General features: G+C 70.0%; 18 protein-coding genes, 1 tRNA gene and 2 pseudogenes. 6 read left to right on the top strand and 15 right to left on the bottom strand.

Annotated elements, in window-relative coordinates; genetic code table 11:
* Together VL129_RS06215 and VL129_RS06220 are read left to right on the top strand one after the other, a co-directional pair.
* A complete protein-coding gene (locus tag VL129_RS06215; protein WP_325411166.1) occupies positions 1-1,584 on the top strand; it encodes a glycerol-3-phosphate dehydrogenase/oxidase in 1,584 nt (527 codons plus the stop codon).
* A complete protein-coding gene (locus VL129_RS06220; RefSeq protein ID WP_325411167.1) occupies positions 1,581-3,140 on the top strand; it encodes an FGGY-family carbohydrate kinase in 1,560 nt (519 codons plus the stop codon). The genes VL129_RS06215 and VL129_RS06220 overlap by 4 nt, the downstream gene beginning before the upstream one ends.
* A 4-nt stretch (positions 3,141-3,144) precedes the next feature.
* Here the strand turns inward: VL129_RS06220 and VL129_RS06225 are convergent, their stop codons facing one another.
* Positions 3,145-4,464, bottom strand: a complete 1,320-nt coding sequence (locus VL129_RS06225) for an erythromycin esterase family protein (protein ID WP_325411169.1) — start codon at positions 4,462-4,464, stop codon at positions 3,145-3,147.
* A gap of 180 nt (positions 4,465-4,644) precedes the next feature.
* Between VL129_RS06225 and ubiG the strand changes: the two genes are divergently transcribed.
* Genes ubiG through VL129_RS06240 form a run of 3 tightly spaced genes read left to right on the top strand, consistent with a single transcriptional unit; the run spans position 4,645 to position 6,787 of the window.
* On the top strand, positions 4,645-5,343 hold the full coding sequence (gene ubiG / locus VL129_RS06230) for a bifunctional 2-polyprenyl-6-hydroxyphenol methylase/3-demethylubiquinol 3-O-methyltransferase UbiG (protein ID WP_325411171.1): 699 nt from the start codon (positions 4,645-4,647) through the stop codon (positions 5,341-5,343).
* On the top strand, positions 5,343-6,014 hold the full coding sequence (gene mupP, locus VL129_RS06235; RefSeq protein WP_325411173.1) for an N-acetylmuramic acid 6-phosphate phosphatase MupP: 672 nt from the start codon (positions 5,343-5,345) through the stop codon (positions 6,012-6,014). The genes ubiG and mupP overlap by 1 nt, the downstream gene beginning before the upstream one ends.
* Before the next feature lie 32 nt (positions 6,015-6,046).
* A complete protein-coding gene (locus tag VL129_RS06240; protein ID WP_325411175.1) occupies positions 6,047-6,787 on the top strand; it encodes a YciK family oxidoreductase in 741 nt (246 codons plus the stop codon).
* A gap of 379 nt (positions 6,788-7,166) precedes the next feature.
* Here VL129_RS06240 and rluB read toward each other — a convergent pair.
* The 3 genes and pseudogenes from rluB to edd form a co-directional block, all read right to left on the bottom strand.
* Positions 7,167-8,321: pseudogene (rluB, locus tag VL129_RS06245) on the bottom strand (23S rRNA pseudouridine(2605) synthase RluB); the annotation flags it as partial.
* Positions 8,322-8,399: 78 nt separating this feature from the next.
* Positions 8,400-9,083 carry a 6-phosphogluconolactonase gene (gene pgl, locus VL129_RS06250; RefSeq protein WP_325411283.1) on the bottom strand — a complete coding sequence of 228 codons (684 nt, stop codon included), beginning with the start codon at positions 9,081-9,083 and terminating at the stop codon, positions 8,400-8,402.
* A 49-nt stretch (positions 9,084-9,132) separates the two neighbouring features.
* Positions 9,133-10,971 carry a phosphogluconate dehydratase gene (gene edd, locus VL129_RS06255; RefSeq protein ID WP_325411179.1) on the bottom strand — a complete coding sequence of 613 codons (1,839 nt, stop codon included), beginning with the start codon at positions 10,969-10,971 and terminating at the stop codon, positions 9,133-9,135.
* A 146-nt stretch (positions 10,972-11,117) separates the two neighbouring features.
* Here edd and VL129_RS06260 point away from each other — a divergent pair.
* Positions 11,118-11,193: transfer RNA gene (locus tag VL129_RS06260), tRNA-Asn, on the top strand.
* A gap of 448 nt (positions 11,194-11,641) precedes the next feature.
* On the opposite strand, the gene VL129_RS06265 is transcribed toward VL129_RS06260, so the two are convergent.
* From VL129_RS06265 to prmC, 11 genes and pseudogenes are all read right to left on the bottom strand, one after another.
* Positions 11,642-11,956 (bottom strand): ComEA family DNA-binding protein, encoded by a 315-nt coding sequence (locus VL129_RS06265; protein ID WP_325411181.1) that lies wholly within the window; start codon positions 11,954-11,956, stop codon positions 11,642-11,644.
* Between the two features lie 127 nt (positions 11,957-12,083).
* A complete protein-coding gene (locus VL129_RS06270; RefSeq protein WP_325411183.1) occupies positions 12,084-13,295 on the bottom strand; it encodes a hypothetical protein in 1,212 nt (403 codons plus the stop codon).
* Between the two features lie 54 nt (positions 13,296-13,349).
* Positions 13,350-13,799, bottom strand: coding sequence for a YcgN family cysteine cluster protein (locus tag VL129_RS06275; RefSeq protein ID WP_325411185.1), 450 nt, complete (start codon positions 13,797-13,799; stop codon positions 13,350-13,352).
* A gap of 261 nt (positions 13,800-14,060) precedes the next feature.
* A complete protein-coding gene (fleR, locus tag VL129_RS06280) occupies positions 14,061-15,479 on the bottom strand; it encodes a sigma-54-dependent response regulator transcription factor FleR (protein WP_325411187.1) in 1,419 nt (472 codons plus the stop codon).
* Positions 15,476-16,552: pseudogene (locus VL129_RS06285) on the bottom strand (sensor histidine kinase); the annotation flags it as partial. The gene fleR and the pseudogene VL129_RS06285, both read right to left, overlap by 4 nt.
* Positions 16,553-16,923: 371 nt before the next feature.
* Positions 16,924-17,949: a ferrochelatase gene (gene hemH / locus VL129_RS06290; RefSeq protein WP_325411189.1), complete on the bottom strand. Its 1,026-nt coding sequence runs from the start codon at positions 17,947-17,949 to the stop codon at positions 16,924-16,926.
* 8 nt (positions 17,950-17,957) lie between these two features.
* Positions 17,958-18,860, bottom strand: a complete 903-nt coding sequence (locus VL129_RS06295; protein ID WP_325411191.1) for a TIGR01777 family oxidoreductase — start codon at positions 18,858-18,860, stop codon at positions 17,958-17,960.
* Between the two features lie 169 nt (positions 18,861-19,029).
* Positions 19,030-19,548 carry an acyloxyacyl hydrolase gene (locus VL129_RS06300; RefSeq protein WP_325411193.1) on the bottom strand — a complete coding sequence of 173 codons (519 nt, stop codon included), beginning with the start codon at positions 19,546-19,548 and terminating at the stop codon, positions 19,030-19,032.
* A gap of 43 nt (positions 19,549-19,591) precedes the next feature.
* Positions 19,592-20,401, bottom strand: coding sequence for a glutamate racemase (murI, locus tag VL129_RS06305; protein WP_325411195.1), 810 nt, complete (start codon positions 20,399-20,401; stop codon positions 19,592-19,594).
* The gene (locus VL129_RS06310) at positions 20,391-21,155 is read right to left on the bottom strand and encodes a molybdopterin-synthase adenylyltransferase MoeB (protein WP_325411197.1); all 765 of its coding nucleotides are present in this window, start codon (positions 21,153-21,155) and stop codon (positions 20,391-20,393) included. The genes murI and VL129_RS06310 overlap by 11 nt, the downstream gene beginning before the upstream one ends.
* Positions 21,148-21,990 carry a peptide chain release factor N(5)-glutamine methyltransferase gene (gene prmC, locus VL129_RS06315; protein WP_325411199.1) on the bottom strand — a complete coding sequence of 281 codons (843 nt, stop codon included), beginning with the start codon at positions 21,988-21,990 and terminating at the stop codon, positions 21,148-21,150. Before prmC ends, VL129_RS06310 begins: the two co-directional genes overlap by 8 nt.
* Between the last annotated feature and the right edge of the window lie 113 nt (positions 21,991-22,103).

Genomic DNA, 22,103 nt, shown 5'->3' on the forward strand with positions numbered 1-22,103 from the left:
ATGAGCTGGAACGCCGCCTGGCGCAAAGCGGCGCTGCCTGAGCTGGCGGCCTGCGACTGGGACCTGATCGTGGTCGGCGGCGGCATCACCGGCGCCGGCATCCTGCGCGAGGCCGCCCGGCGCGGCTGGCGCTGCCTGCTGCTGGAACAGCGCGACTTCGCCTGGGGCACCTCCAGCCGCTCGTCGAAGATGGTGCACGGTGGCCTGCGCTATCTCGCCAAAGGCCAGTTGTCGCTGACCCGCGACGCGGTGCGCGAACGCCAGCGCCTGCTCGCCGAGGTGCCGGGGCTGGTCGATCCGCTGCCCTTCCTGTTCCCGCATTACCGTGGCCGCTTCCCCGGCCCGCGCCTGTTCGGCGGCCTGCTCGGCCTCTACGACGCCCTGGCCGGCCAGCGCCTGCATGGCTACCACCCGGCCGCCGAGCTGGGCTTCCTGGCGCCCGGCCTGCAGGGCCAGGCACTGCTGGGCGCGACCCGCTTCGGCGACGCCATCACCGACGATGCGCGTCTGGTGCTGCGTGTGCTGCAGGAGGCGCGCGCCGAGGGCGGCGAGGCGCTCAATGGCCTGCGCGTGGTCGAGCTGCGCCGCGAAGGGGGCCGGGTGGTCGGCTTGCTCGCCGAGGACCGCGAGAGCGGCCGGCGCTTCAGCCTGCGCAGTCGCATGCTGGCACTGGCCACCGGCGCCTGGAGCGACACGTTGCGCCAGCCGCGCGGCGCGGAACGCATCCGCCCGCTGCGTGGCAGCCACCTGCTGCTGCCGGCCTGGCGCCTGCCGGTGGCCCAGGCGATCAGCTTTCTGCACGCCGGGGACCGCCGCCCGGTGTTCGTCTTCCCCTGGGAGGGCGCCACGGTGATCGGCACCACCGACCTGGATCACGGCGATGCGCTGGAACAGGAGGCGCGCATCAGCCCCGCGGAAATCGATTACCTGCTCGCCGCCTGCCACCAGGTGCTGCCGGGCGCCGCCATCCGCCACACAGACATCCTCTCCACCTGGGCCGGCGTGCGTCCGGTGGTCGGCGCCGCCGCGCCTTCGCGCCGGCGGCCTTCCGACGAGAAGCGTGAACACACGCTGTGGAGCGAGCCGGGCTGCGTGACCCTGGCCGGCGGCAAGCTCACCACCTTCCGCCTGCTCGCCCTGGAGGTGCTGCGCGCCTGCGCGGCGCAGCGCGGGGAAACCCTCAATGTCAGCGAAGCGCCGCTGTTCCGCGCCCCGCCCCGCGTCCCCCTGCCCGGCCTGTGCCTGAGCCAGCGCCGCCGCCTGGAGGGGCGCCACGGTCATCGGCTGCCGCGCCTGGCCGAGTTGCTGGCTGAGCTCGGAAGCGAACGGGTCGGCGCCACGCCCACGCTGTGGGCGGAGCTGGCGCTGGCCTGCGAGGACGAACTGGTGCTGCACCTGGATGACCTGCTGCTGCGCCGCACCCGCCTGGGCCTGCTGCTGCCACGCGGCGGCGCCGAGCAGCTGGCGGACATCCGCGCGCTGTGCCAGCCGCGCCTGGGCTGGAGCGACGCGCGCTGGCTGCGCGAGCTGCGCGACTATCAGCAGTTGTGGCGGACCTGTTACGGGCCGGGAGACCGGCCATGAGCGCGCCGCGCTACCTGCTGGCCATCGACAACGGCACCCAGAGCGTGCGCGCGCTGCTCTTCGACCTGGCCGGCAACCTGCTCGGCAAGGGCAAGGTGGAACTCGAGCCCTACTACGCCGCGCAGCCCGGCTGGGCCGAGCAGGACCCGGAGTACTACTGGCAGAGCCTGGGCGAGGCCTGCCGGCGGCTGTGGCAGGCGACCGGCGTCGACCGCGGCCTGATCGCCGGGGTGGCGCTGACCACCCAGCGCGGCACGCTGATCAACGTGGATGCCGCAGGCCGGCCGTTGCGCCCGGCGATCCTCTGGCTCGACCAGCGCCGCAGCGCGCCACAGGGGCGCATCCGCGGACCCTGGGGCTGGCTGTTCCGGCTGCTGCGCGTCGAGGACACCGTCGACCACTTCCGCAGCCAGGCCGAGGCCAACTGGATCGCCCAGCAACAGCCGGACATCTGGGCGCGCACCGACAAGTTCCTGCTGCTCTCGGGCTTTCTCACCCACCGGCTGTGCGGGCGCTTCGTGGATTCGGTGGGCAGCTGTGTGGCCTACCTGCCGTTCGACTACAAGCGCCTGCGCTGGGCAAAGCCCGGCGACTGGAAGTGGCAGGCGCTGCCGGTCACCCCGGCGATGCTGCCGGAACTGGTCAAGCCGGGCGAACCGCTCGGGCGCATCAGCGCCACGGCCAGCGCCCACACCGGCATCCCCGAGGGCCTGCCGCTGATCGCCGCCGCCGCCGACAAGGCCTGCGAAGTGCTCGGCGCCGGCGGCGTGGACCCGCGCATCGCCTGCCTGTCCTACGGCACCACGGCGACCATCAACACCACCCGCGCCCGCTACCTGGAGATCAACCGGCCGATCCCGCCCTACCCGGCCGCGCTGCCCGATCACTACAACACCGAGGTCATGCTGTTTCGCGGCTTCTGGATGGTCAGCTGGTTCAAGGAGCAGTTCGGTCACCTGGAACGCCAGCGCGGCCTGGAACTGGGCGTGGAGGCCGAGACGTTGTTCGACGAACTGGTCGAGCGCGTGCCGCCCGGCGCCATGGGCCTGACCCTGCAGCCGTTCTGGTCGCCGGGCATCCGCGAACCGGGCCTGGAGGCCAAGGGCGCGATCATCGGCTTCGGCGACGTGCACACCCGCGCGCACCTGTACCGCGCCATTCTCGAAGGCCTGGCCTACGGGCTGCGCCAGGGCAAGGAGCGCATCGAACGGCGCTCCGGCACGCGCATCGAGCGCCTGCGCGTGTCCGGCGGCGGCTCGCAGAGCGACGCCGCCATGCAGTTGACCGCCGACATCTTCAACCTGCCGGCCGAGCGTCCGCACCTGTACGAGACCTCCGGGCTGGGCGCGGCCATCGACTGCGCGGTGGGCCTGGGCCTGCACCCGGACTTCCCCACGGCGATCGCCGCCATGACCCGCCCCGGCCGACTGTTCACGCCGAACCCACAGGCGGCGGCGACCTACGAACGGCTGTATCGCAAGGTCTACCTGCGCATGTACCGGCAGCTGCGGCCGCTGTACCGCAGCATCCGCGAGATCACCGGCTATCCGCCGTGACGGCTCACTCGGCGAACGGCCAGGTGTCCGGCACGCCCGGCTCGCTCGGGCCGTGCAGCGGCTTGACCGCCCGGGTCTCTTCAAACCACAGCCAGGCGTCGAACTGCTCCCCCAGCTCGGCATGGAAGTAATGGCTGACCCGCTCGGTGCGCGGCCGGTAGATGACGCCGATGGCCCGCTCCAGTCTTGGCTCCAGCAAGGCCGCGCGCAGCTCGGCGCGCCCGGGGCCGCGCCAGTCATACAGCGCGGCGGACTGCCCGGCCTGCAGGAACAATCGTTCCCAGCTGTCGGCCCGGGATGGCAGCACCGACTTGACCTGCATCGGCTCGTCCCAGTTGTCGGCGGCGGCCACCGTGCCCCGGTCGGTGGACTGGCCGATCAGCACCGCGTCGCGACCGAAGGCGGTGCGGCACAGCTCGCCCAGGTTGGTCTGCCCGCTCCAGCCCATCTCGGTGGCGCCGGCATTGCCCAGGTGCGAATTGTGCGCCCAGACCAGCGCCTTGGCGTCCGGCCCGCGATGTTCCAGCAGCGCCCGGAGGGTCTCGAACATGTGCCGGTCGCGCAGGTTCCAGGACGCGGTGCTGCCCTGGTACATGGCCCGGTAGTACTGCTCGGCGGCCAGCACCACCCGCGCGTTGCGCTCGGCGTGGAAGAACGCCTCGTCGTCCGCCTGCAGGTCCTGCAGGCGCAGCGCCAGCAGGTCGCGCAGCTGCTCCACCACCGCCTGTTCGCAGGACGGCTTGCCCGCCAGGGTCACCCGCTGGCCGTAGGCGGCCGGCTCGTCCTGCCAGGGCGTCAGGCAGCCGTAGCGCTGCCGGGCGCGCTGGGCGGCGTCGGGGTCCACGCCGTCCAGGTACTGCAGCACGGCCTCCAGCGAAGCGCCGAGGCTGTAGACATCCAGCCCGCGAAACTCCACCGGCCGTTCGGCGCCCAGGTTGAAGTCACGCAGCCAGCGCACGAAGCCGTCCACTTCACGGTTGCGCCACATCCACAGCGGAAAGCGCCGGAAGGCCGTCTGCCGCCAGTCATGCAGCGTTCGCCCACGCGCCCAGGCATCCACGGCGGCGGCGTCCGGCCAGTCGCCTTCCACCGCGACGATGGAGAAGCCATGACGCTCGATCAGCCTGCGACTGATGGCCGCACGGGCGCGGTAGAACTCCGAGCTGCCGTGGCTGGCCTCGCCGACCAGCACCACCCGGGCATCGCCAAAGCGGTCGAAGGCGGCGGCGAACTCCGGATCGTCCAGCGCCGGCAGCGGCTCGGCGTGGCGGCGCAGCAGCGCGGCGAGGGCCGCTTCGTCTGCATGGGCGGGGGTGCGGGGCATGGTGCCGATCCTCGTCGAGGTTTGCGGGGAAGACCCGCCCGGTGGTCGCGCGTTCCGGCCAAGGGACGTCCGGCCGCGCCCGGGACAAGCGGCGCGGCGTTGGGCAATGCCGCGAATAAACTGGCATCATGTCGACCTTTTTCCGCCGCCGGCTGCGGCGCCAGTTTCAGGGAACCCGTCATGAGCAACGTCGATCGCGCCGAAATCGCCAAGTTCGAAGCCCTCGCCCACCGCTGGTGGGACATGGAGAGCGAGTTCAAGCCGCTGCACGAGATCAACCCGCTGCGCGTCAACTGGATCGACGAACGTGTCGGCCTGGCCGGCAAGAAGGTGCTGGACGTCGGTTGCGGCGGCGGCATCCTCAGCGAGGCCATGGCGCGCCGTGGCGCCACCGTCACCGGCATCGACATGGGCGAGGCGCCGCTGGGCGTGGCCCAGCTGCACCAGCTGGAATCCGGCGTCGAGGTGGAATACCGGCAGATAACCGCCGAGGCCCTGGCCGAGGAGCAGCCCGGCGAGTACGACGTGGTCACCTGCCTGGAGATGCTCGAACACGTGCCGGACCCGGCCTCGGTGATCCGCGCCTGTTACACGCTGGTCAAGCCGGGCGGCCAGGTGTTCTTCTCGACCATCAACCGCAATCCCAAGGCCTACGCCTTCGCCATCCTCGGCGCCGAGTACCTGCTGCGCCTGCTGCCGCGCGGCACCCACGACTTCAAGAAGTTCATCCGCCCCTCCGAGCTGGGTGCCTGGAGCCGCGCCGCCGGCCTGGAAGTGAAGGACATGATCGGCCTGACCTACAACCCGTTCACCAAGCACTACAAGCTGGAGAACGACGTGGACGTCAATTACATGGTCCAGACCCTCAAGGAGGCCTGATGCGTCTGCGCGCTGTACTGTTCGACATGGACGGCACCCTGCTCGACACGGCGCCGGACTTCATCGCCGTGTGCCAGGCCATGCGCCGCGAGCGCGGCCTGCCGCCGGTGTCGGACGCGCTGATCCGCGACGTGGTCTCCGGCGGTGCCCGCGCCATGGTGGCGGCCACCTTCGAGATGTCGCCGCTGGACGAGGCCTTCGAGGCGCTGCGCCAGGAATTCCTCGAGCGCTACCTGGCGCACTGCGCGGTGGAAACCTGCCTGTTCGACGGCATGGGCGAGCTGCTGGCCGACCTGGAAAAATCCCGCCTGGTGTGGGGCGTGGCGACCAACAAGCCGCTGCGCTTCGCCGAACCCATCATGCACGGCCTGGGCCTGAGCGAGCGCTCGGCGGTGCTGCTGTGCCCCGAACACGTGACCCGCAGCAAGCCGCACCCGGACATGCTGCTGCTGGCCTGCCAGCAGATGGACATCGACCCGTCCGAAGTGCTGTTCGTCGGCGACGATCGCCGCGACATCGAGGCCGGCCAGGCCGCCGGCACGCGCACCGTGGCGGTGCGTTACGGCTATATCCACCCCGAGGACAACCCGGGCAACTGGGGCGCCGACGCGGTGATCGACCACCCGCGGGAGCTGCGCAAGGTGATCGACCAGGCGCTGTGCGGCTGCTAACTCCTTTCTGCAATCTGCAAAGAGACCGATCCATGTTCGACTACACCGCCCGTCCCGATCTGCTCAAGGGCCGGATCATCCTGGTCACCGGCGCCGGTCGCGGCATCGGCGCCGCCGCCGCCAAGGCCTACGCCGCCCATGGCGCCACCGTGCTGCTGCTGGGCAAGACCGAGGAAAACCTCGATCGCGTCTATGACGAGATCGTCGCCGCCGGCCACCCCGAGCCGGTGAGCATTCCCTTCAACCTGGAAACCGCGCTGCCGCACCAGTACGACGAGCTGGCGGCGACCATCGAGCGTGAGTGCGGCCGCCTCGACGGCCTGCTGCACAACGCCTCGATCCTCGGCCCGCTGACCCCGCTGGAACAGCTGTCCGGCGACAACTTCATGCGCGTCATGCAGGTGAACGTCAACGCGGTGTTCATGCTGACCAGCACCCTGCTGCCGCTGCTCAAGCTCTCCGAGGACGCCTCGGTGGTGTTCACCTCCAGCAGCGTGGGCCGCAAGGGGCGCGCCTACTGGGGTGGCTACGCGGTGTCCAAGTTCGCCAACGAGGGGCTGATGCAGGTGCTGGCCGACGAGGTCGACGGCATCGCCGCGGTACGCGCCAACAGCGTCAACCCCGGCGCCACCCGCACCGACATGCGCGCCAAGGCCTATCCGGGTGAAGACCCGATGACCCTGCCGACGCCGGAAGAGATCCTGCCGGTGTACCTGTACCTGATGGGCCCGGACAGCCGGGGCGTGAACGGCAAGGCGTTCGACGCGCAGTAACCCCGGTTGAAATAGAAAAACCCGCCATCAGGCGGGTTTTTTATGGGCGGCTGGCTTAGCGCTTGCGATCAAAGCCGGGGCGCATGCCTTCGCCGGCCGGCACGCTACGGCGATTGACCGGCGCCTTCGGACGCGGCTTGGCCGGGCGCTCGCCCTGAGCCGGACGATCGGCATTCGGGCGGGCCGGACGCTTGTCGGCCGGGCGCTCCGACTGCGGACGCGGCTTGCGCTCGCTGTCGAACGGGCGATCACCCTGCGGGCGCGGCTTGCGCTGCTCGCCGGCAACCGGACGGTCGCCCTGCGGACGCGGCTTGCGCTCGCCATCGAACGGACGATCACCCTGCGGGCGCGGCTTGCGCTGCTCGCCGGCAACCGGACGGTCGCCCTGCGGACGCGGTTTGCGCTCGCTGTCGAACGGGCGGTCACCCTGTGCGCGCGGCTTGCGCTGCTCGCCATCGAACGGACGGTCGCCCTGCGGACGCGGCTTGCGCTGCTCACCGGCGAACGGACGATCACCCTGCGGGCGCGGCTTGCGCTCGCTGTCGAACGGACGGTCACCTTGCGGGCGCGGCTTGCGCTTCACGTCGTTGGGACGCTCGGCCACCTCGGAACGACCCGGGCGCGCCGGCCTGGCGTCATCACGACGCGGCTTTTGGCGTCCCGGGCGCTCGCTGGGCTTGAGCGGCTTGACGGACTTCTTCTGCAGGCGCTCCATGCGCTCGCGGAATTTGGTGGTCACTTCCGGCAGCGCGACCGGCGCCAGACCGACTTCTTCGCTGAGAATGTCGATTTCCTTCTGGGTCATTTCGCGCCAGCGGCCCATGAGCAGCTCGGAGGTGAGGAACACCGGCCCGAAACGCACGCGCTTGAGGCGGCTGACCACCACGCCCTGGGATTCCCACAGGCGGCGCACCTCGCGGTTGCGGCCTTCCATAACCACCACGTGGAACCAGCGGTTCAGGCCGTCGCCACCCGGGGCTTCCTGGATGTCGGTGAACTTGGCCGGGCCGTCTTCGAGCATCACCCCGGTCTTCAGGGTCTCGATCATCTCTTCGGTGACTTCGCCACGCACGCGCACCGCGTACTCGCGGTCCATCTCGTAGGAGGGGTGCATCAGGCGATTGGCCAGCTCGCCGTCGGTGGTAAACAGCAGCAGGCCGGTGGTGTTCAGGTCGAGGCGACCGATGTTGATCCAGCGCCCGCCTTGCAGACGCGGCAGACGGTCGAACACGGTCGGGCGGCCTTCCGGATCGCTGCGGGTGCAGACTTCACCGTCGGGCTTGTTGTAGATGAGCACGCGGCGCACCACCTGGGCGGCTTCATCCAGGCGCAGGGGCCGGTCGTCGAGCTGGATGCTGTCCTTCGGCTCGATGCGCTGGCCGAGGCTGGCGATCGCACCGTTGACCTTGATGCGTCCGGCGCTGATCCAGCCCTCGATGTCACGGCGCGAGCCGAGGCCCAGGCGTGCCAGGACCTTCTGCAGCTTCTCGCCGGAAACGGGTTGGGGAATGGGTTCTTGATTCTGATCGGTCATCTGGGCACCTCCCGGTGTAGCGGGTCCGATATAAGGGGCGCGAATCATACGCCGTTGCGCGGTGAGTTGGGAGCGGAATCACTCGGGGTGCCAGTGAATCTCCAGCGGGTAGCGCAGGAAGGCGCGGATCGGCATTTCCCGCACATCGTTGCCGGCGATGGCGCGGCGCAGGGTCTCCACCTTGGCCGTACCGCTGATCACCAGCAACTGATGGCGCGCGGAGATCAGCAGCGGGAGGGTCAGGCTCAGGCGCTCTCGGGGCTCCACCGGAGCAAGCATCGGCAGGCAGCGGCGCTCGCCTTCCGGATCGAGGGCCTGCGCCAGGTTCGGGCTACCCGGGAACAGCGAGGCGGTGTGGCCGTCCTCGCCCATGCCCAGCACCAGCACGTCGATGGGCTGCGGCAGCGCCTCGAGTGCCGCGTCGGCGGCCAGCGCCGCCGCCTCCGGCGAAGCGGCCGGCTGGTGCAGGCCGATGAAGGACGCCGAGGCGGCGCGCCCCTGCAGCAGGTAATTGCACACCAAGTACTCGTTGCTCTGCGTACTGCGCGGATCGACCCAGCGCTCGTCGGCCAGGCTCACCACCACGTGCGACCAGTCCAGCTCGATACGGGACAGGCACTGGAAGAAGGCCACCGGGCTGCGCCCACCCGAGACCACCAGGCTGGCGCGCCCATGGCTGGCGATGGCGTCGCGCAAGGCCTCGGCCACCGTTTCCGCCAGTTGCTGTGCACTGCGCTGCGCATCGCTATGGCTGTGCGCCATGACATCAAGCGGCAGATCCAGGAGATAAATCACGTCGACTCCTCTTGTTTCAGGCCTGGCGCAACTGGTCGAGGCGCTGAGTGAACACACTGGCGCCCTGCTCCGCCGGACCGAAGGCGGCGCGCACGAAGGCGAACAGTTCGCGGCCGCTGCCCACGCCGGGATCCGGCGGCGCCGGCACGGCTTCGCGGGCCTGCCAGTCGGCGGCATCCACCCGCACCTCGACGCGCCCCTGCTCGCCATCCACCCGGATCAGGTCGCCGTCGCGCACCCGCGCCAGCGGGCCGCCTTCATGGGCCTCGGGATACAGATGGATCGCCGCCGGCACCTTGCCGGAGGCGCCGGACATGCGCCCGTCGGTGACCAGCGCCACCCGGTAGCCGCGGTCCTGCAGCACGCCGAGGAACGGCGTGAGCTTGTGCAGTTCGGGCATGCCGTTGGCGCGCGGGCCCTGGAAACGCACCACCGCGACGAAATCGCGCTCCAGCTCGCCGGCCTGGAAGGCGGCGGCCAGCTCGGCCTGATCGGCGAACACCCGCGCCGGGGCTTCCACCACGCGGTGCTCCGGCGCGACGGCGGAGATCTTCATGATGCCGCGCCCCAGGTTGCCCTCCATCAGGCGCAGGCCGCCCTCGGCGGCGAACGGCCGGGCCACCGGACGCAGCACATTCTCGTCGAGGCTGGCCGCCGGCGCCGGACGCCAGTCCAGCTCCAGGTTCTGGCTTTTCAGGAAGGGCTCCTGGCAATAGGCCTCCAGGCCCTGTCCCAGCACCGTGTTGACGTCGCGGTGCAACAGTCCGGCGTCCAGCAGGGTGGCAATCAGGAACGGCGTGCCGCCGGCGGCATGGAAGTGATTCACGTCGGCGCTGCCATTCGGATAGAGCCTGGCCAGGGTGGGCACCACGGCGGACACCTCGGCCATGTCCTGCCAGTCGAGCTGGATCCCGGCGGCGCGGGCGATGGCCGGAATGTGCAGGCTGTGGTTGGTCGAGCCGCCGGAGGCCAGCAGCGCCACCACGGCGTTGACGATGCACTTCTCGTCGACGATCGCGCACAGCGGCAGGTAGTTGCCGTTGTCACGGGTCAGGCGGGTCACCTGGCGCGCCGCCTCGGCAGTCAGTTCGTTGCGCAGCGGCGTGTAGGGTGTGACGAAGGACGAGCCGGGCAGCTGCAGGCCCATCACTTCCAGCATCACCTGGTTGGTGTTGGCGGTGCCGTAGAAGGTGCAGGTGCCGGGGCTGTGGTAGGACTTCATCTCCGATTCGAGCAGCTCCTCGCGGGTCGCCTTGCCTTCGGCGTACAGCTGGCGCACGGCGGCCTTCTTCTCGTTGGAGAGGCCCGACGACATCGGTCCGCCCGGCACGAACAGCACCGGCAGGTGGCCGAAGCGCAGCGCGCCGAGCAGCAGGCCGGGGACGATCTTGTCGCAGATGCCCAGGCACAGCGCGCCATCGAACAGGTTGTGGGACAGCGCCACGGCGGTGGACATGGCGATCACTTCGCGGCTGGCCAGGCTCAGCTCCATGCCCGCCTCGCCCTGGGTCACGCCGTCGCACATGGCCGGCACGCCGCCGGCGAACTGCCCGACCGAGCCGACCTCGTCCAGGGCGCCCTTGATGATGGCCGGAAAGTAGTGATACGGCTGATGGGCGGAGAGCACATCGTTGTAGGCCGAGACGATGGCCACGCTGGCCTGGCCGGGCAGGCGCAGCTTCTGTTTGTCCGAGCGCGAGCAGCCAGCCATGCCGTGGGCCTGGTTGGCGCAGGGCAGCGAGCCGCGGCGCGGCCCCTGGTCCGCCGCCTCGCGCATCTGCGCCAGATAGGCGGCGCGCGTGGGCCGGCTGCGTTCGATCAGCCGCTGGGTGATGGCTTGAATAACGGGATGCATGGGGAGCTCCTGAAAGGTACGACACAGTGCGGTGCTGCCATGCCAGTCAGACTAACGCAGATTCGCCGCGAAGGAACCGCCACCCGCCACGAGGCACCGCGGCCTGTTGACTTCCCGTTTTCAATCAGTAAGATACGCGGCGCTGTTCCGCGATAGCTCAGTCGGTAGAGCAAATGACTGTTAATCATTGGGTCCCTGGTTCGAGTCCAGGTCGCGGAGCCAAATTCAAAAGCCCTGACGCATGTCGGGGCTTTTTCGTTTCAGCCGCTGGACTCTCACCAGGGACTGCGTCCCAGGTTATTCGGCCCTGCGGGCCTCACCCCTTCGGGGCCGCGCTGAAGCGCGTTCGGCTTACGCCGTCGAGTCCAGGTCGCGGAGCCAAATTAAAAGCCCTGACGCATGTCGGGCTTTTTTGTTTTAGGGCCAAAAGCCCGCAGCCACGCAGGGCGGTCAGCGCTTTTCTGGCCGCCAGGCACCACCGCACCGGCGTGACGGCGGACAAGAAAAAGCCCTGCCCGCCCTTCTGCGCTTCCAGAACCAAACCGCAGCCGGGGATTCAACGCCGCTGGCCGGCGTAAAGCCGGCCCCACAGGGGATCGGCGGCGTCCCCGCCGTCTCGCACCCATGAAAAAGCCGGCCCTGGGGCCGGCTTCCGGTTACCGCAATCGCCTTACTTCACGCTCAGCCTGTGAAGGTTCTTCTCCAGGATGGCGGTGCCGATGCCTTTGACTTCCAGCAGCTCGTCCACGGTGGCGAACGGGCCGTGGGCCTGGCGGTGGGCGATGATGGCTTCGGCCTTGCTGGCGCCGATGCCGACCAGCTCGCGGGCCAGGGTGTCGGCGTCGGCGGTGTTGAGGTTGACCTTGGCGGCGACCTCAGCGGTCTGGGCGGCCTGCGGTTGGGCGGCGGTTTCGACGGCCAGGGCGGCCACGGAGGTGGTGCCGGCCAGGATGGCCAGGCTCAGGGCGGACAGCAGCTTGCGCATGGAAAGTTCCTTTTTCATTGAAGTTCCGTGGGCAGCCCCTGCCGCCCGGCAGGCAAACTAGCCCAACGCGCGCGGCCCGCCAGGGCAATGCACCGGAACGCGAGCGGCGTCACGCGGGCGGCGCGACTCAGCGCAGAAGTCGCGTGTCCAGAACCTTGGAGCGTCCACCCATGACGTTCTCGCTGATGTCGATGAACTCCTGGGTGCTGGCCGTTTCCAGGCGCATCAGGCCACGCAGGACATCATCCAGCGAGCGCTGCTCGTTGCTGCGCTTGCGGATCTCGCCGTCCAGCTCCTGCAACAGCAGCACGGCGCGGGCGGTCACCGGGCCGCTGGAGCGTTCGCCGCGCAGGCTCTTCACCTCCTTCGACCATTCCGTCAGATGCTTGCGCACCTGCTGGTAGCGGTCCTCGCTCATGCCTCCGGCGCGGCGCAGCAGCTCGATGGCGTAGTACTCGGCCAGGCCTTCGCTGATCCAGTCGCTGTTGTCGTGATCGGTGACACGCGCGATGACGTGGACCATCTCGTGCAGCAGCGCACTGGTGCCGTTCTCGCTGACCAGTGGCCGGTCGGCGTGCATGAACAGCGAGTTGGGGCCGGACAGCCCGCCGCGCCACATGGGCTCGCCGGCGCCGACGATCAGCAGCTTGGCCGGATCGCGCTGGAACAGCTGCTGCACCTGCGGCCAGACGAAGGTCAGCAGGGTGAGCACATCCATGCGCCGCATGCCTTCGTTGAGCGGCGCGGCCACGGTGACTTCGGTCAGCCCCAGGCGCTCGCGGCGCGTGCCGAGCTTGCCGGCGATCAGCCAGCCGGTGGGGCGGTCGAAATTGCGCGAGGGATTGTCGACGCGAAAGCGCTGCGGGCCGATGCGGGTCCAGCCGGTTTCCACACTCTTCCAGCCGGCCGGCAGCTCGAACTGCAGACGACTCACCAGCTCCACGCCCGGACGCAGCGACGCGCGGGCCGGCGGCACCAGGTCATCGCCGCGCATCAGCAGCCAGTCCTCGGTCATGCGCGCATCGTAGCGGCCCGAACTGCGCTGGTTGCTGATGCGCACGCGGTAACGCAGGCTGGTCTTGCCCTTGCCGGGCAGCCATTTGCCGCGCCCGTCCTCGAGCGTCCACTGGCCGTCGGCCTGGAAATCGCTGTAGGCATCACGCCCGTGCAGATCGAAGTCCAGCAACTGCACAGCCTCGCCCTTTTCCAGGGTCAGGCTGACTTCAGCCAGGTCCTCGGCCGGAAGGAATTTCACCCGATAGTCCAGGTCGATCTTGGCCGCCCAGGCCGGCAGGGCGGTCAGCAGAACGGACAACAGCAGTGCGGTGCGAGCGAGCATGACGGCTTCCTGCGCAAGAGAGGGGGGAAGTAAAGCGGATCAACCGCTCAGACCTCAACCGGCGCGGAAAATCAGGTGCTGTTCCCAATCCTCGTCGGCGACGGCGGTTTCGCTGAGCATCTTGCCGGACAGGGAAATGCCGGCCTGGTGCACCGCGTCAGGATCGTTGCATACCAGCGGGTGCCAGGGCAGCAGGTCCTTGCCCTCGGCCACCAGCCGATAGGCGCAGGTGGGCGGCAGCCACTTGAACTCATCGGTGCGCGCCGGCGTCAGCTGGATGCAGTCGGGCACATGCGCGCGGCGGTTGGCGTAGTCGGTGCAGCGGCAGGTCTTCAGGTCCAGCAGCTTGCAGGCGATGCGGGTGTAGTAGACGCTGCCGTCGTCCTCGTCCTCGAGCTTCTGCAGGCAGCACAGGCCGCAGCCGTCGCACAGGGACTCCCACTCCTCCTGATCCAGCTCGGCGAGGGTCTTGCGTTTCCAGAAGGGTCGGACTTTGTCGGCCATGGCGATGACATCGGGCGGGGGCTTGAAAGGCGCGCAGTCTATGCCGCCGGCCGATGGGTGCCAAGGGCGCATGGTCGCAACGGCTGTTCCTGTGGGGCCGGCTTCATGCCGGCCAGCGGTGGTCGGACCGGTGCTGCCGCGAAGCCTCACCTCCCTCGGCCGGGGTAAACCCGGCCCCACAGGGATGCGGTGTGCAGGGTGGTCAACGCAACGCGTTGGCCACCGTCGCGCAGGCACGGCGCGCCTGGCGGCCGGAGTGGCCTACCCGAACAGGTAGGCCTCGACGTCCAGGCCGGCGTCGCGCATCTGCGCCAGCTTGTAGCGCAGGGTGCGCGGGCTGATGCCCAGGCGCTCGGCAGTTTCCTTGCGGCGGCCGCGCTCGCTGCGCAGGGTATCGAGGATCAGCTCGAACTCGCGGCGGCGCAGGTCTTCGCCCAGCGCGCCGGCGGCATCACCGCCCTCCTCCGCCAACGGCGGCAGGGAGGTGGCCACGGGCGCCGCGGCCAGAGGAGCCGGCGCCGGCGCGGCGGCGGGCAGCGGCGCCAGGCCGATGGGCATGTCCAGGCACAAGTCGTGAGGCTGGATCAGGTTGTTCTGCTGCAGGATCAGCGCGCGCTGGATGGCGTTGTCCAGCTCGCGCACGTTGCCCGGCCAGGGATGCCGGCGCAGGCACTCGGCCGACTCGGGCGAGAGCCTGACCGGCGGCAGGCGCATCTTGCTGGCGTGCTTGACCAGCAGGCGCTCGGCCAGCGGCAGGATGTCCGCCGGACGCTCGCGCAGCGGGCGCCAGGCCAGCGGGAACACCGAGAGACGGTAATAGAGGTCTTCGCGGAAGCGCCCGGCCGCCACTTCGCCCTGTAGGTCGCGGTTGGTGGTGGCCAGCACGCGGATGTCCAGCGGCAGCGGCTTGCGCGCGCCGACCCGCTCCACCTCGCGCTCCTGCAGCACGCGCAGCAGCTTGGCCTGCAGGCCCAGGGGCATTTCGGAGATTTCGTCGAGCAGGATGGTGCCGCCGTCGGCCAGCTCGAACTTGCCCGGCTGCGCGGCGATGGCGCCGGTGAAGGCGCCCTTCTCGTGGCCGAACAGGGTGGCTTCCAGCATGTTGTCGGGGATCGCCGCGCAGTTGATGGCCACGAAGGCCTTGCCGGCGCGCGGCGAACACTGGTGGATGTAGCGCGCCAGCACTTCCTTGCCGGTGCCGGACTCGCCGGAGATCAGCACGGTGGAATCGCTGCGCGCCACCCGGGCGGCCAGTTCCAGCAGCTGGCGGCTGGCCGGTTCCTCAGCCACCGGACCGTCATTCTCGTTCAGGGTCAGCACGCCGTTGGCGTGGCGCGCCACCAGGTCGAGCAGCGCCTTGGGCTCGAAGGGCTTGAGCAGGTAGTCGGCGGCGCCCTGGCGCATGGCGTCCACCGCGCGCTCGACGGCGCCGAAGGCGGTCATCAGCAGCACCGGCAACTGCGGCTGGCGCTGGCGGATGGCGACCAGCAACTGATGGCCGTTCATGCCCGGCATGTTCACGTCGCTGATCACCAGCGAATAGCTGTCCTGCTCCAGGGCCAGCAGCGCCTCCTCGGCGTTTTCCACGGCGCGGAAGGCGTAGCCGCCCAGCTCCAGGGTGTCGCCCAGCGCATCGCGCAGCGCGCGGTCGTCTTCGACCAGCAGAACCTTGGCTGTCATGCGTACTCCTGAACTCCTTCGGCCGCCAGGATCAGCGGCAATTCCACTATGGCGCAGGTGCCACGGCCGACCCTCGAGCGCAGCAGCAGCTCGCCACGATGGGCGCGGGCCACCGCCTTGACCACCGCCAGACCCAGGCCGGTGCCGGCGGTCTTGGTGGTGAAGAAGGCCTCGCCCAGGCGCGCCAGCACCGCCGGCTCGATGCCCGGGCCGCTGTCGCTGACGGTCAGGCGCAGGGTGTCGGCGCGGCGCACCAGGTGGACCTTCAGGCGCACCTGCGGGCCGCCGGCCTGCACGGCGTTGTTGATCAGATTGAGGATGGCGCCGACCAGGGTGTCGCGGTTGCACAGCAGCTCGCCGCCGCGCGCATCGCACTGCCAGCGCACCTGCAGGCCCTCGACATGGGAGTCGGCGGCGGCGCGCAGGGCATCGAACAGCTCGCGGGGCGCCAGGCGATCGGACAGCGGCAGCTCGCCGCGGGCGAACACCAGCATGTCGCGCACCTGGTGCTCCAGCTCCTGCAGGCGTTCCTTGATGCGCAGGGCGAAGCGCTGCTGCTGCTCGAAGGGCAGCGGGCGCTCGCTGAGATGCCCGGCATAGAGCAGCGCCGCCGACAGCGGCGTGCGCACCTGATGGGCCAGCGAGGCGACCATGCGCCCGAGGCTGGACAGGCGTTCGTGGCGGGCCAGCTGTTCCTGCAGCAGGCGCGTCTCGGTCATGTCCTGCAGCATCACCAGTTGGCCGGGCTCGGCCTCCAGCGAACGGGTGGCCAGCGACACGCGGCGGCCGTTGCGCAGGGAAATCTCGTGGCCGTCGTCCTTGCGCGGCGCGAAGCAGCGGGCGATCACGTCGCGCCACAGTGCACCGACCAGCGGCTCGCCGAGCAGCTCGCGGGCCGCCGGGTTGGCTTCGCGCACGCGGCCGTGGCCGTCGATGACCACCACGCCGCCGGGCAACAGGTCGACGATGTTCTGCAGGCGCCGCGCCAGGCGCTCGCCGTCGGCCAGCTCCTGGATGCGCTGCAGGCTGAACTGCTCCAGACGGCCCTGCAGCTCGTCCACGCGCGCCTCCAGACTGCGCTGGTCGGCATCGGCGGAGGGGCCATCGGGGCGGTGGAGAAGCGCGGAGTGCATGGGCGTACCTGAGAAAACCGTCACGAAACAGGCGGTAGTCAGGCCGCGAAGCAAAGGGCGTGCCGGGAAGGGATCGGAGATGCGGCACGGGGACCGCCGCCGCGTCGGGGCGGCGGGACACCTGTGGGGCCGGCTTTATGCCGGCCAGCGCTGCGGTGAACAGCTCAGCTCCGTCGGCCGGGATAAACCCGGCCCCACAAGGTGCGGTGCACCGGATAAAACGGCCCCCAGGGTCCACGGACGCCGGATAGGGTGGTCAATGCCTCGCATTGGCCACCTGCCCGCCGGAACGGCGGGCAGACGCCATAGGTTCAGCGCAGCGGCACGGCCCGCTGTTCGCAGAGCTGGTTGAGCGCGTCGGCCCACTGCGGGTGGTCGTTGAGGCAGGGCACCAGCACCAGTTCCTCGCCACCGGCGGCCTGGAAGACTTCACGGCCGCGGTCGCCGATTTCCTCCAGGGTCTCGATGCAGTCGGCGACGAACGCCGGACACATGACCAGCAGCTTCTTCACGCCCTTGGCGGCCAGCGCCTCAAGAGTCGGCTCGGTGTAGGGCTCGATCCACTTGTTGCGCCCCAGGCGCGACTGGAAAGACACCGACCACTGCTCGTCCTTCAGGCCCGCGCGTTCGGCGAACAGCTCGGCGGTGCGCTGGCACTGGCTGCGGTAGCACAGCGCCAGGTTTTCCGGGCTGACGCCCTGGCTGTTGGGCGCGCGCAGGTCATGCGCAGGGTCCTTGACCAGCTTGCGGATGTGCGACTCGGGAATGCCGTGGAAGCTCAGCAGCAAGTGATCGAAGCCCTGCGCCAGATGCGGCTGGGCGCTGGCCAGCAGCGCCTGCTGGTAGGGCTCCTCGGCGAAGAACGGCGGCAGGTAATCCAGTTCGTAGGCAAAGCCACGCCGCGCCATCACCCGGCGGATTTCCTGCAGCACGGTGGTGGTGGTGCTGTCGGCGAACTGCGGATACAGCGGCACCACGGTGACCCGGCGCACGCCACGCTCGGCCAGTCGCTCCAGCGTGCCCTCGATGGACGGCTCGGCATAGCGCATGGCCAGTTCCACCGGGCCGTGGTTCCAGCGTTCGGCCATCGCCGCCTGCAGCCGGCGGCTGAGCACGATCAGCGGCGAGCCCTCCTCCCACCAGATGGAGGCGTAGGCATGCGCCGACTGGGCCGGCCGCTTCCAGAGGATCAGCGACACCAGCAGCCGGCGCAGCGGCCAGGGCAGATCGATGACGTAGGGGTCCATGAGGAACTGGTTGAGGTAGCGGCGCACATCCTCCACCTGGGGGGAGGCGGGCGAACCCAGGTTGACCAGCAACAGCGCGTGATCGGTCATGCAACTTCCTATCGATGGCGGCCAGTCAGGTCGGCCAGGGCTAAATCCAGATCGGCGAAGCGAAACGCGAAGCCATGCTCCTGCAGGCGTCGGGGCGTCAGGTGCTGGCCGCCCAGCAGCAGGCTGGACAGCTCACCGAGGCCCTTGAGGGCGAAGGCCGGTACCCGTAGCGGCGTCGGCCGATGCAGGGCGCGACCGAGCGCGTGGGCGAAGTCGCGGTTGCGCACCGCCTGCGGAGCGCAGGCATTGTACGGGCCGCGCGCGTCCGGGTGGGAGACGAGAAAATCGATCAGGGCGATTTCATCGTGCAGGTGGATCCACGGCATCCACTGCCGACCATTGCCCTGCGGACCGCCCAGTCCCAGGCGGAACAACGGCAGCAGGCGCGGCAACATGCCGCCCTCGCGGGCCAGCACCGGCGCGGTGCGCACCCGCACCACGCGCACACCCAGCGCCTCCGCGCGGCAGGCGGCGTCTTCCCAGGCGCCGCACAGGCGCGCGGCGAAACCCTGGTCGGCGGGCGGCGAAGTCTCGTCCAGCCGCTGTTCGCCGCCGTCGCCGTACCAGCCGGTGGCCGAACCGGAGACCAGCACCGCCGGCCGCTGCGCGCGGCGCGCCAGCCAGTCCACCAGCCGCTCGGTGAGGGTCACGCGGCTGTCCCACAATTCCTGGCGGCGCGCCGCCGTCCAGGGCCGGTCGGCGATCGGCGCGCCGGCCAGGTTGACCACCGCATCCAGCGGCTGGTCGTCCAGTTCGGCCAGTTCGGCGACGCCCTGCACGCCGGCGCCGCAGATCGCCGGCACGGCTTGCGGCCGGCGACTCCACACCCACAGTTCATGGCCCTGGGCACGCCAGAGGTGACACAGATGATGGCCGATCAGGCCGGTACCGCCGGTGAGCAGGATGCGCATGGAAAGTCCCTCCCGGTACGTCTCCCCTCTCCCTTGATGGGCGCCCGGCCAGGGAAAGGGTGAGCGACACGTTCATGCCTCCTCTCCAACCCCTCTCCCCAGCCCTCTCCCGCAAGGGGAGAGGGGGTTTATGTGGCAACCATACTATCGCGGCGAGACCACTGCCGCGCTACAGCGGCAACCGGTAGTACAGGCTGTAGACCTCGGCCCCGTCGTTGGGCTCCTTGATTCCGGCGTTGGAATAGTGGATGGCGCGCAGGCCCAGGGTATGCCCCCGGCCGAAGCGCAGGCCGACACCGAGGCGGTCTTCGAACTGGAACATCGAGCCCAGGTCGCGATCCTCGATCCGCGTGTCGGCGAACACCGCCACGCCAATGCCCGCCTCGATGAACGGACGCAGCCGCTCGCCGGCGAATTCGTAGACGAACACCGGCGCCAGCGACAGGCTGTGGTTGTCCGAACTCAGGTCGCCTTCCCACCAGCTGTAGCCGACGTCCCAGTAGCCGGTCAGCCGGCCGGTGGAGGTCTGCCACCAGCTGCGGGAGAAGTTCGATTCCAGGGCGATTCGCACGACCGCCGTGGAATCGTGACTCTGCCCCGCCGACAGGGTCAGATCCACGGCCTGGGCCGCCGGAGAGATGGCGGCAGCCAGGGCAAATGCCGCCACCAGGGGTAATCCGTTGCACATCGGGAATGTCCTCGTTCGGTGGGACTTCCCGTCATCTGAAGACTCAGGCCGCGCCGAGTTCCGCCGGCAACGCGTCGAGCCGTGCCGCGTGCGGCCAGAGCACCGGCAGCACGTGGCGCAGCACCTCGGGGTCGCCACTGGTGTGGAAGCGCGCCGGCGCGGCCGGGCCGGCGGCCAGCAGGTCGCGCGCCTCCAGCAAGCGGCGCAGCTGGCGCGCCACCGCCTCGCCGGTATCGATCAGGCTCACCGACTCGGGCACCAGCTGGCGCAGCAGCGGCTTGAGGAAGGGATAGTGGGTGCAACCGAGGATCAACGTGTCGCAGCCGGCCTCCAGCAACGGCGCGACGAAGCCCTGCAGCAGCGCGCGGGTTTCCTCGCTGTGCAGCGCGCCGCTTTCCACACATTCCACCAGGCCCGGACAGGGCTGGGTGACCACCCGCACGTCATGGGCGAAGCGATCCAGCAGCGCGGCGAACTTGGCGCTCTTCAGCGTGCCGGTGGTGGCCAGCACGCCCACCGCGCCGCTGCGCGTGGCCGCCGCGGCCGGCTTGACCGCCGGCTCCATGCCGACGATGGGCAGGTCCGGCCAGGTTGCGCGCAGCTCGGCGACGGCCGCCGCAGTGGCGGTGTTGCAGGCCACCACCAGCGCCTTGCAGCCTTGGTCGAGCAGGAATTCGGTGATGGCGCGGCTGCGCGCGCGGATGAACTCCGGACTTTTCTCGCCGTAGGGCACGAAGCCGCTGTCGGCCACGTAGAGCAGGGATTCGTTGGGCAGGCGCGCCTGGATCTCGCGCAGCACCGAGATGCCGCCGACCCCGGAGTCGAACACCCCGACTGGCGCCTCACTGGCCATGGCGTGCTCCACATACCGCACAGGCCGGATCGCGGCGCACCTTCAATTCGCGGAAGCGGCTGCCCAGGGCATCGACCAGCAGCAGCCGGCCGACCAGCGGCTCGCCGAAGCCGGCCAGCAGCTTGAGCGCCTCCAGCGCCTGCAGGCTGCCAACCAGGCCGACCAGCGGGCCGAGCACGCCGGCCTCGCTGCAGGTCAGCTCCGCCTCGCTGCCGTGGCCGTACAGGCAGTGGTAACAAGGGCTGTCCGCGCGGCGCGGATCGAACACCGCCAACTGGCCTTCCAGGCGGATCGCCGCGCCGGAGACCAGTGGCGTGCCGGCCGCCACGCAGGCGGCGTTGACCGCCTCGCGGGTGGTGAAGTTGTCGCAGCAGTCCACCACCACGTCCACCGCCGCCACGGCGGCGGCCAGCGAATCGGCATCCAGCGCGGCGCGATGCGCCACCAGGCGCACCTCCGGGTTGAGCGCGGTGAGCCGGGCGCTGGCCGAATCCACCTTGGCGACGCCCAGGCTGTGGCTGTCGTGGATGATCTGGCGCTGCAGGTTGGTCAGGTCCACCTGGTCGAAGTCCGCCAGGTGCAGCTCGCCCACCCCGGCGGCGGCCAGGTACAGCGCCACCGGCGAGCCCAGCCCGCCGAGGCCGACGATCAGCACGCGGCCCTGCTTGAGGCGCAGCTGGCCGTCGACGTCGATCTGCTTGAGAAGAATCTGCCGGCTGTAGCGCAGCAGCTCCTGGTCGTTCAGTTCAGTCATGGGACTCTCCGGGCCGCCGGCCCAGGCTGATGCGTTCGTGGCCGGCCAGATCGCGGCGGCTGTGCGCCTCGACAAAGCCGGCGCCATCCAGCAGCGCGCGCACCGCCGCGCCCTGGTCGAAACCGTGCTCGAGCAGCAGCCAGCCGCCCGGCAGCAGGTGCCGGGGCGCCTGCGCGACGATCCGGCGGATGTCGTCCAGCCCGTCCGGCCCGGCCACCAGCGCACTGGCCGGTTCGAAGCGCACATCGCCCTCGCCCAGGTGGCGGTCGCCGGCGGCGATATAGGGCGGATTGCTGACGATCAGCCCGAAGCGCTGCTCGCCGAGGCCGTCGAACCAGTGGCTGAGCTGGAAGCGCGCGTTGCTCAGCCCCAGGCGCTGACCATTGCGCGCGGCCAGCGCCACCGCCGCCTCGACGCGATCCACGCCGGTGACGCGCCAGGCCGGACGTTCGGCGGCCAGGGCCAGGGCGATGGCGCCGGTGCCGGTGCCCAGATCGAGCACCTCCAGCGGCATGGCCGGCGCCAGCTGCAGGGCGGTTTCCACCAGCAGCTCGGTGTCGGGGCGGGGAATCAGCGTGTCGGGGGAGACTTCCAGATCGAGGCTCCAGAAGCCCTGGCGACCGAGCAGGTAGGCCACCGGCTCGCCGGCGCGGCGACGCTGCAGCAGGCGTTCGTAGCGGGCGCATTGCTCGGCATCCGGCTCGTGTTCGGGCCAGGTGCGCAGGAAGCTGCGCGGCTTGCCGAGCACATGGGCGAGCAGCAGCTCGGCGTCCAGGCGCGGGCTGGTCGAATCCGGCAGGTCGGCGGCGGCGAGCAGGGATTGGAGGGTGGGCATTGGACAGGAATACTCCTCTGCGGCCGTGGCCGCTCTGTGGGAGCGAATTCATTCGCGAGCTTTTGGCTTCGGTGCGCCCCGCATCGCGGACAAGTCCGCTCCCACAAAAGCGC

It is taken from the genome of Pseudomonas sp., from assembly GCF_035497915.1.
Classification (GTDB): Bacteria; Pseudomonadota; Gammaproteobacteria; order Pseudomonadales; family Pseudomonadaceae; genus Serpens.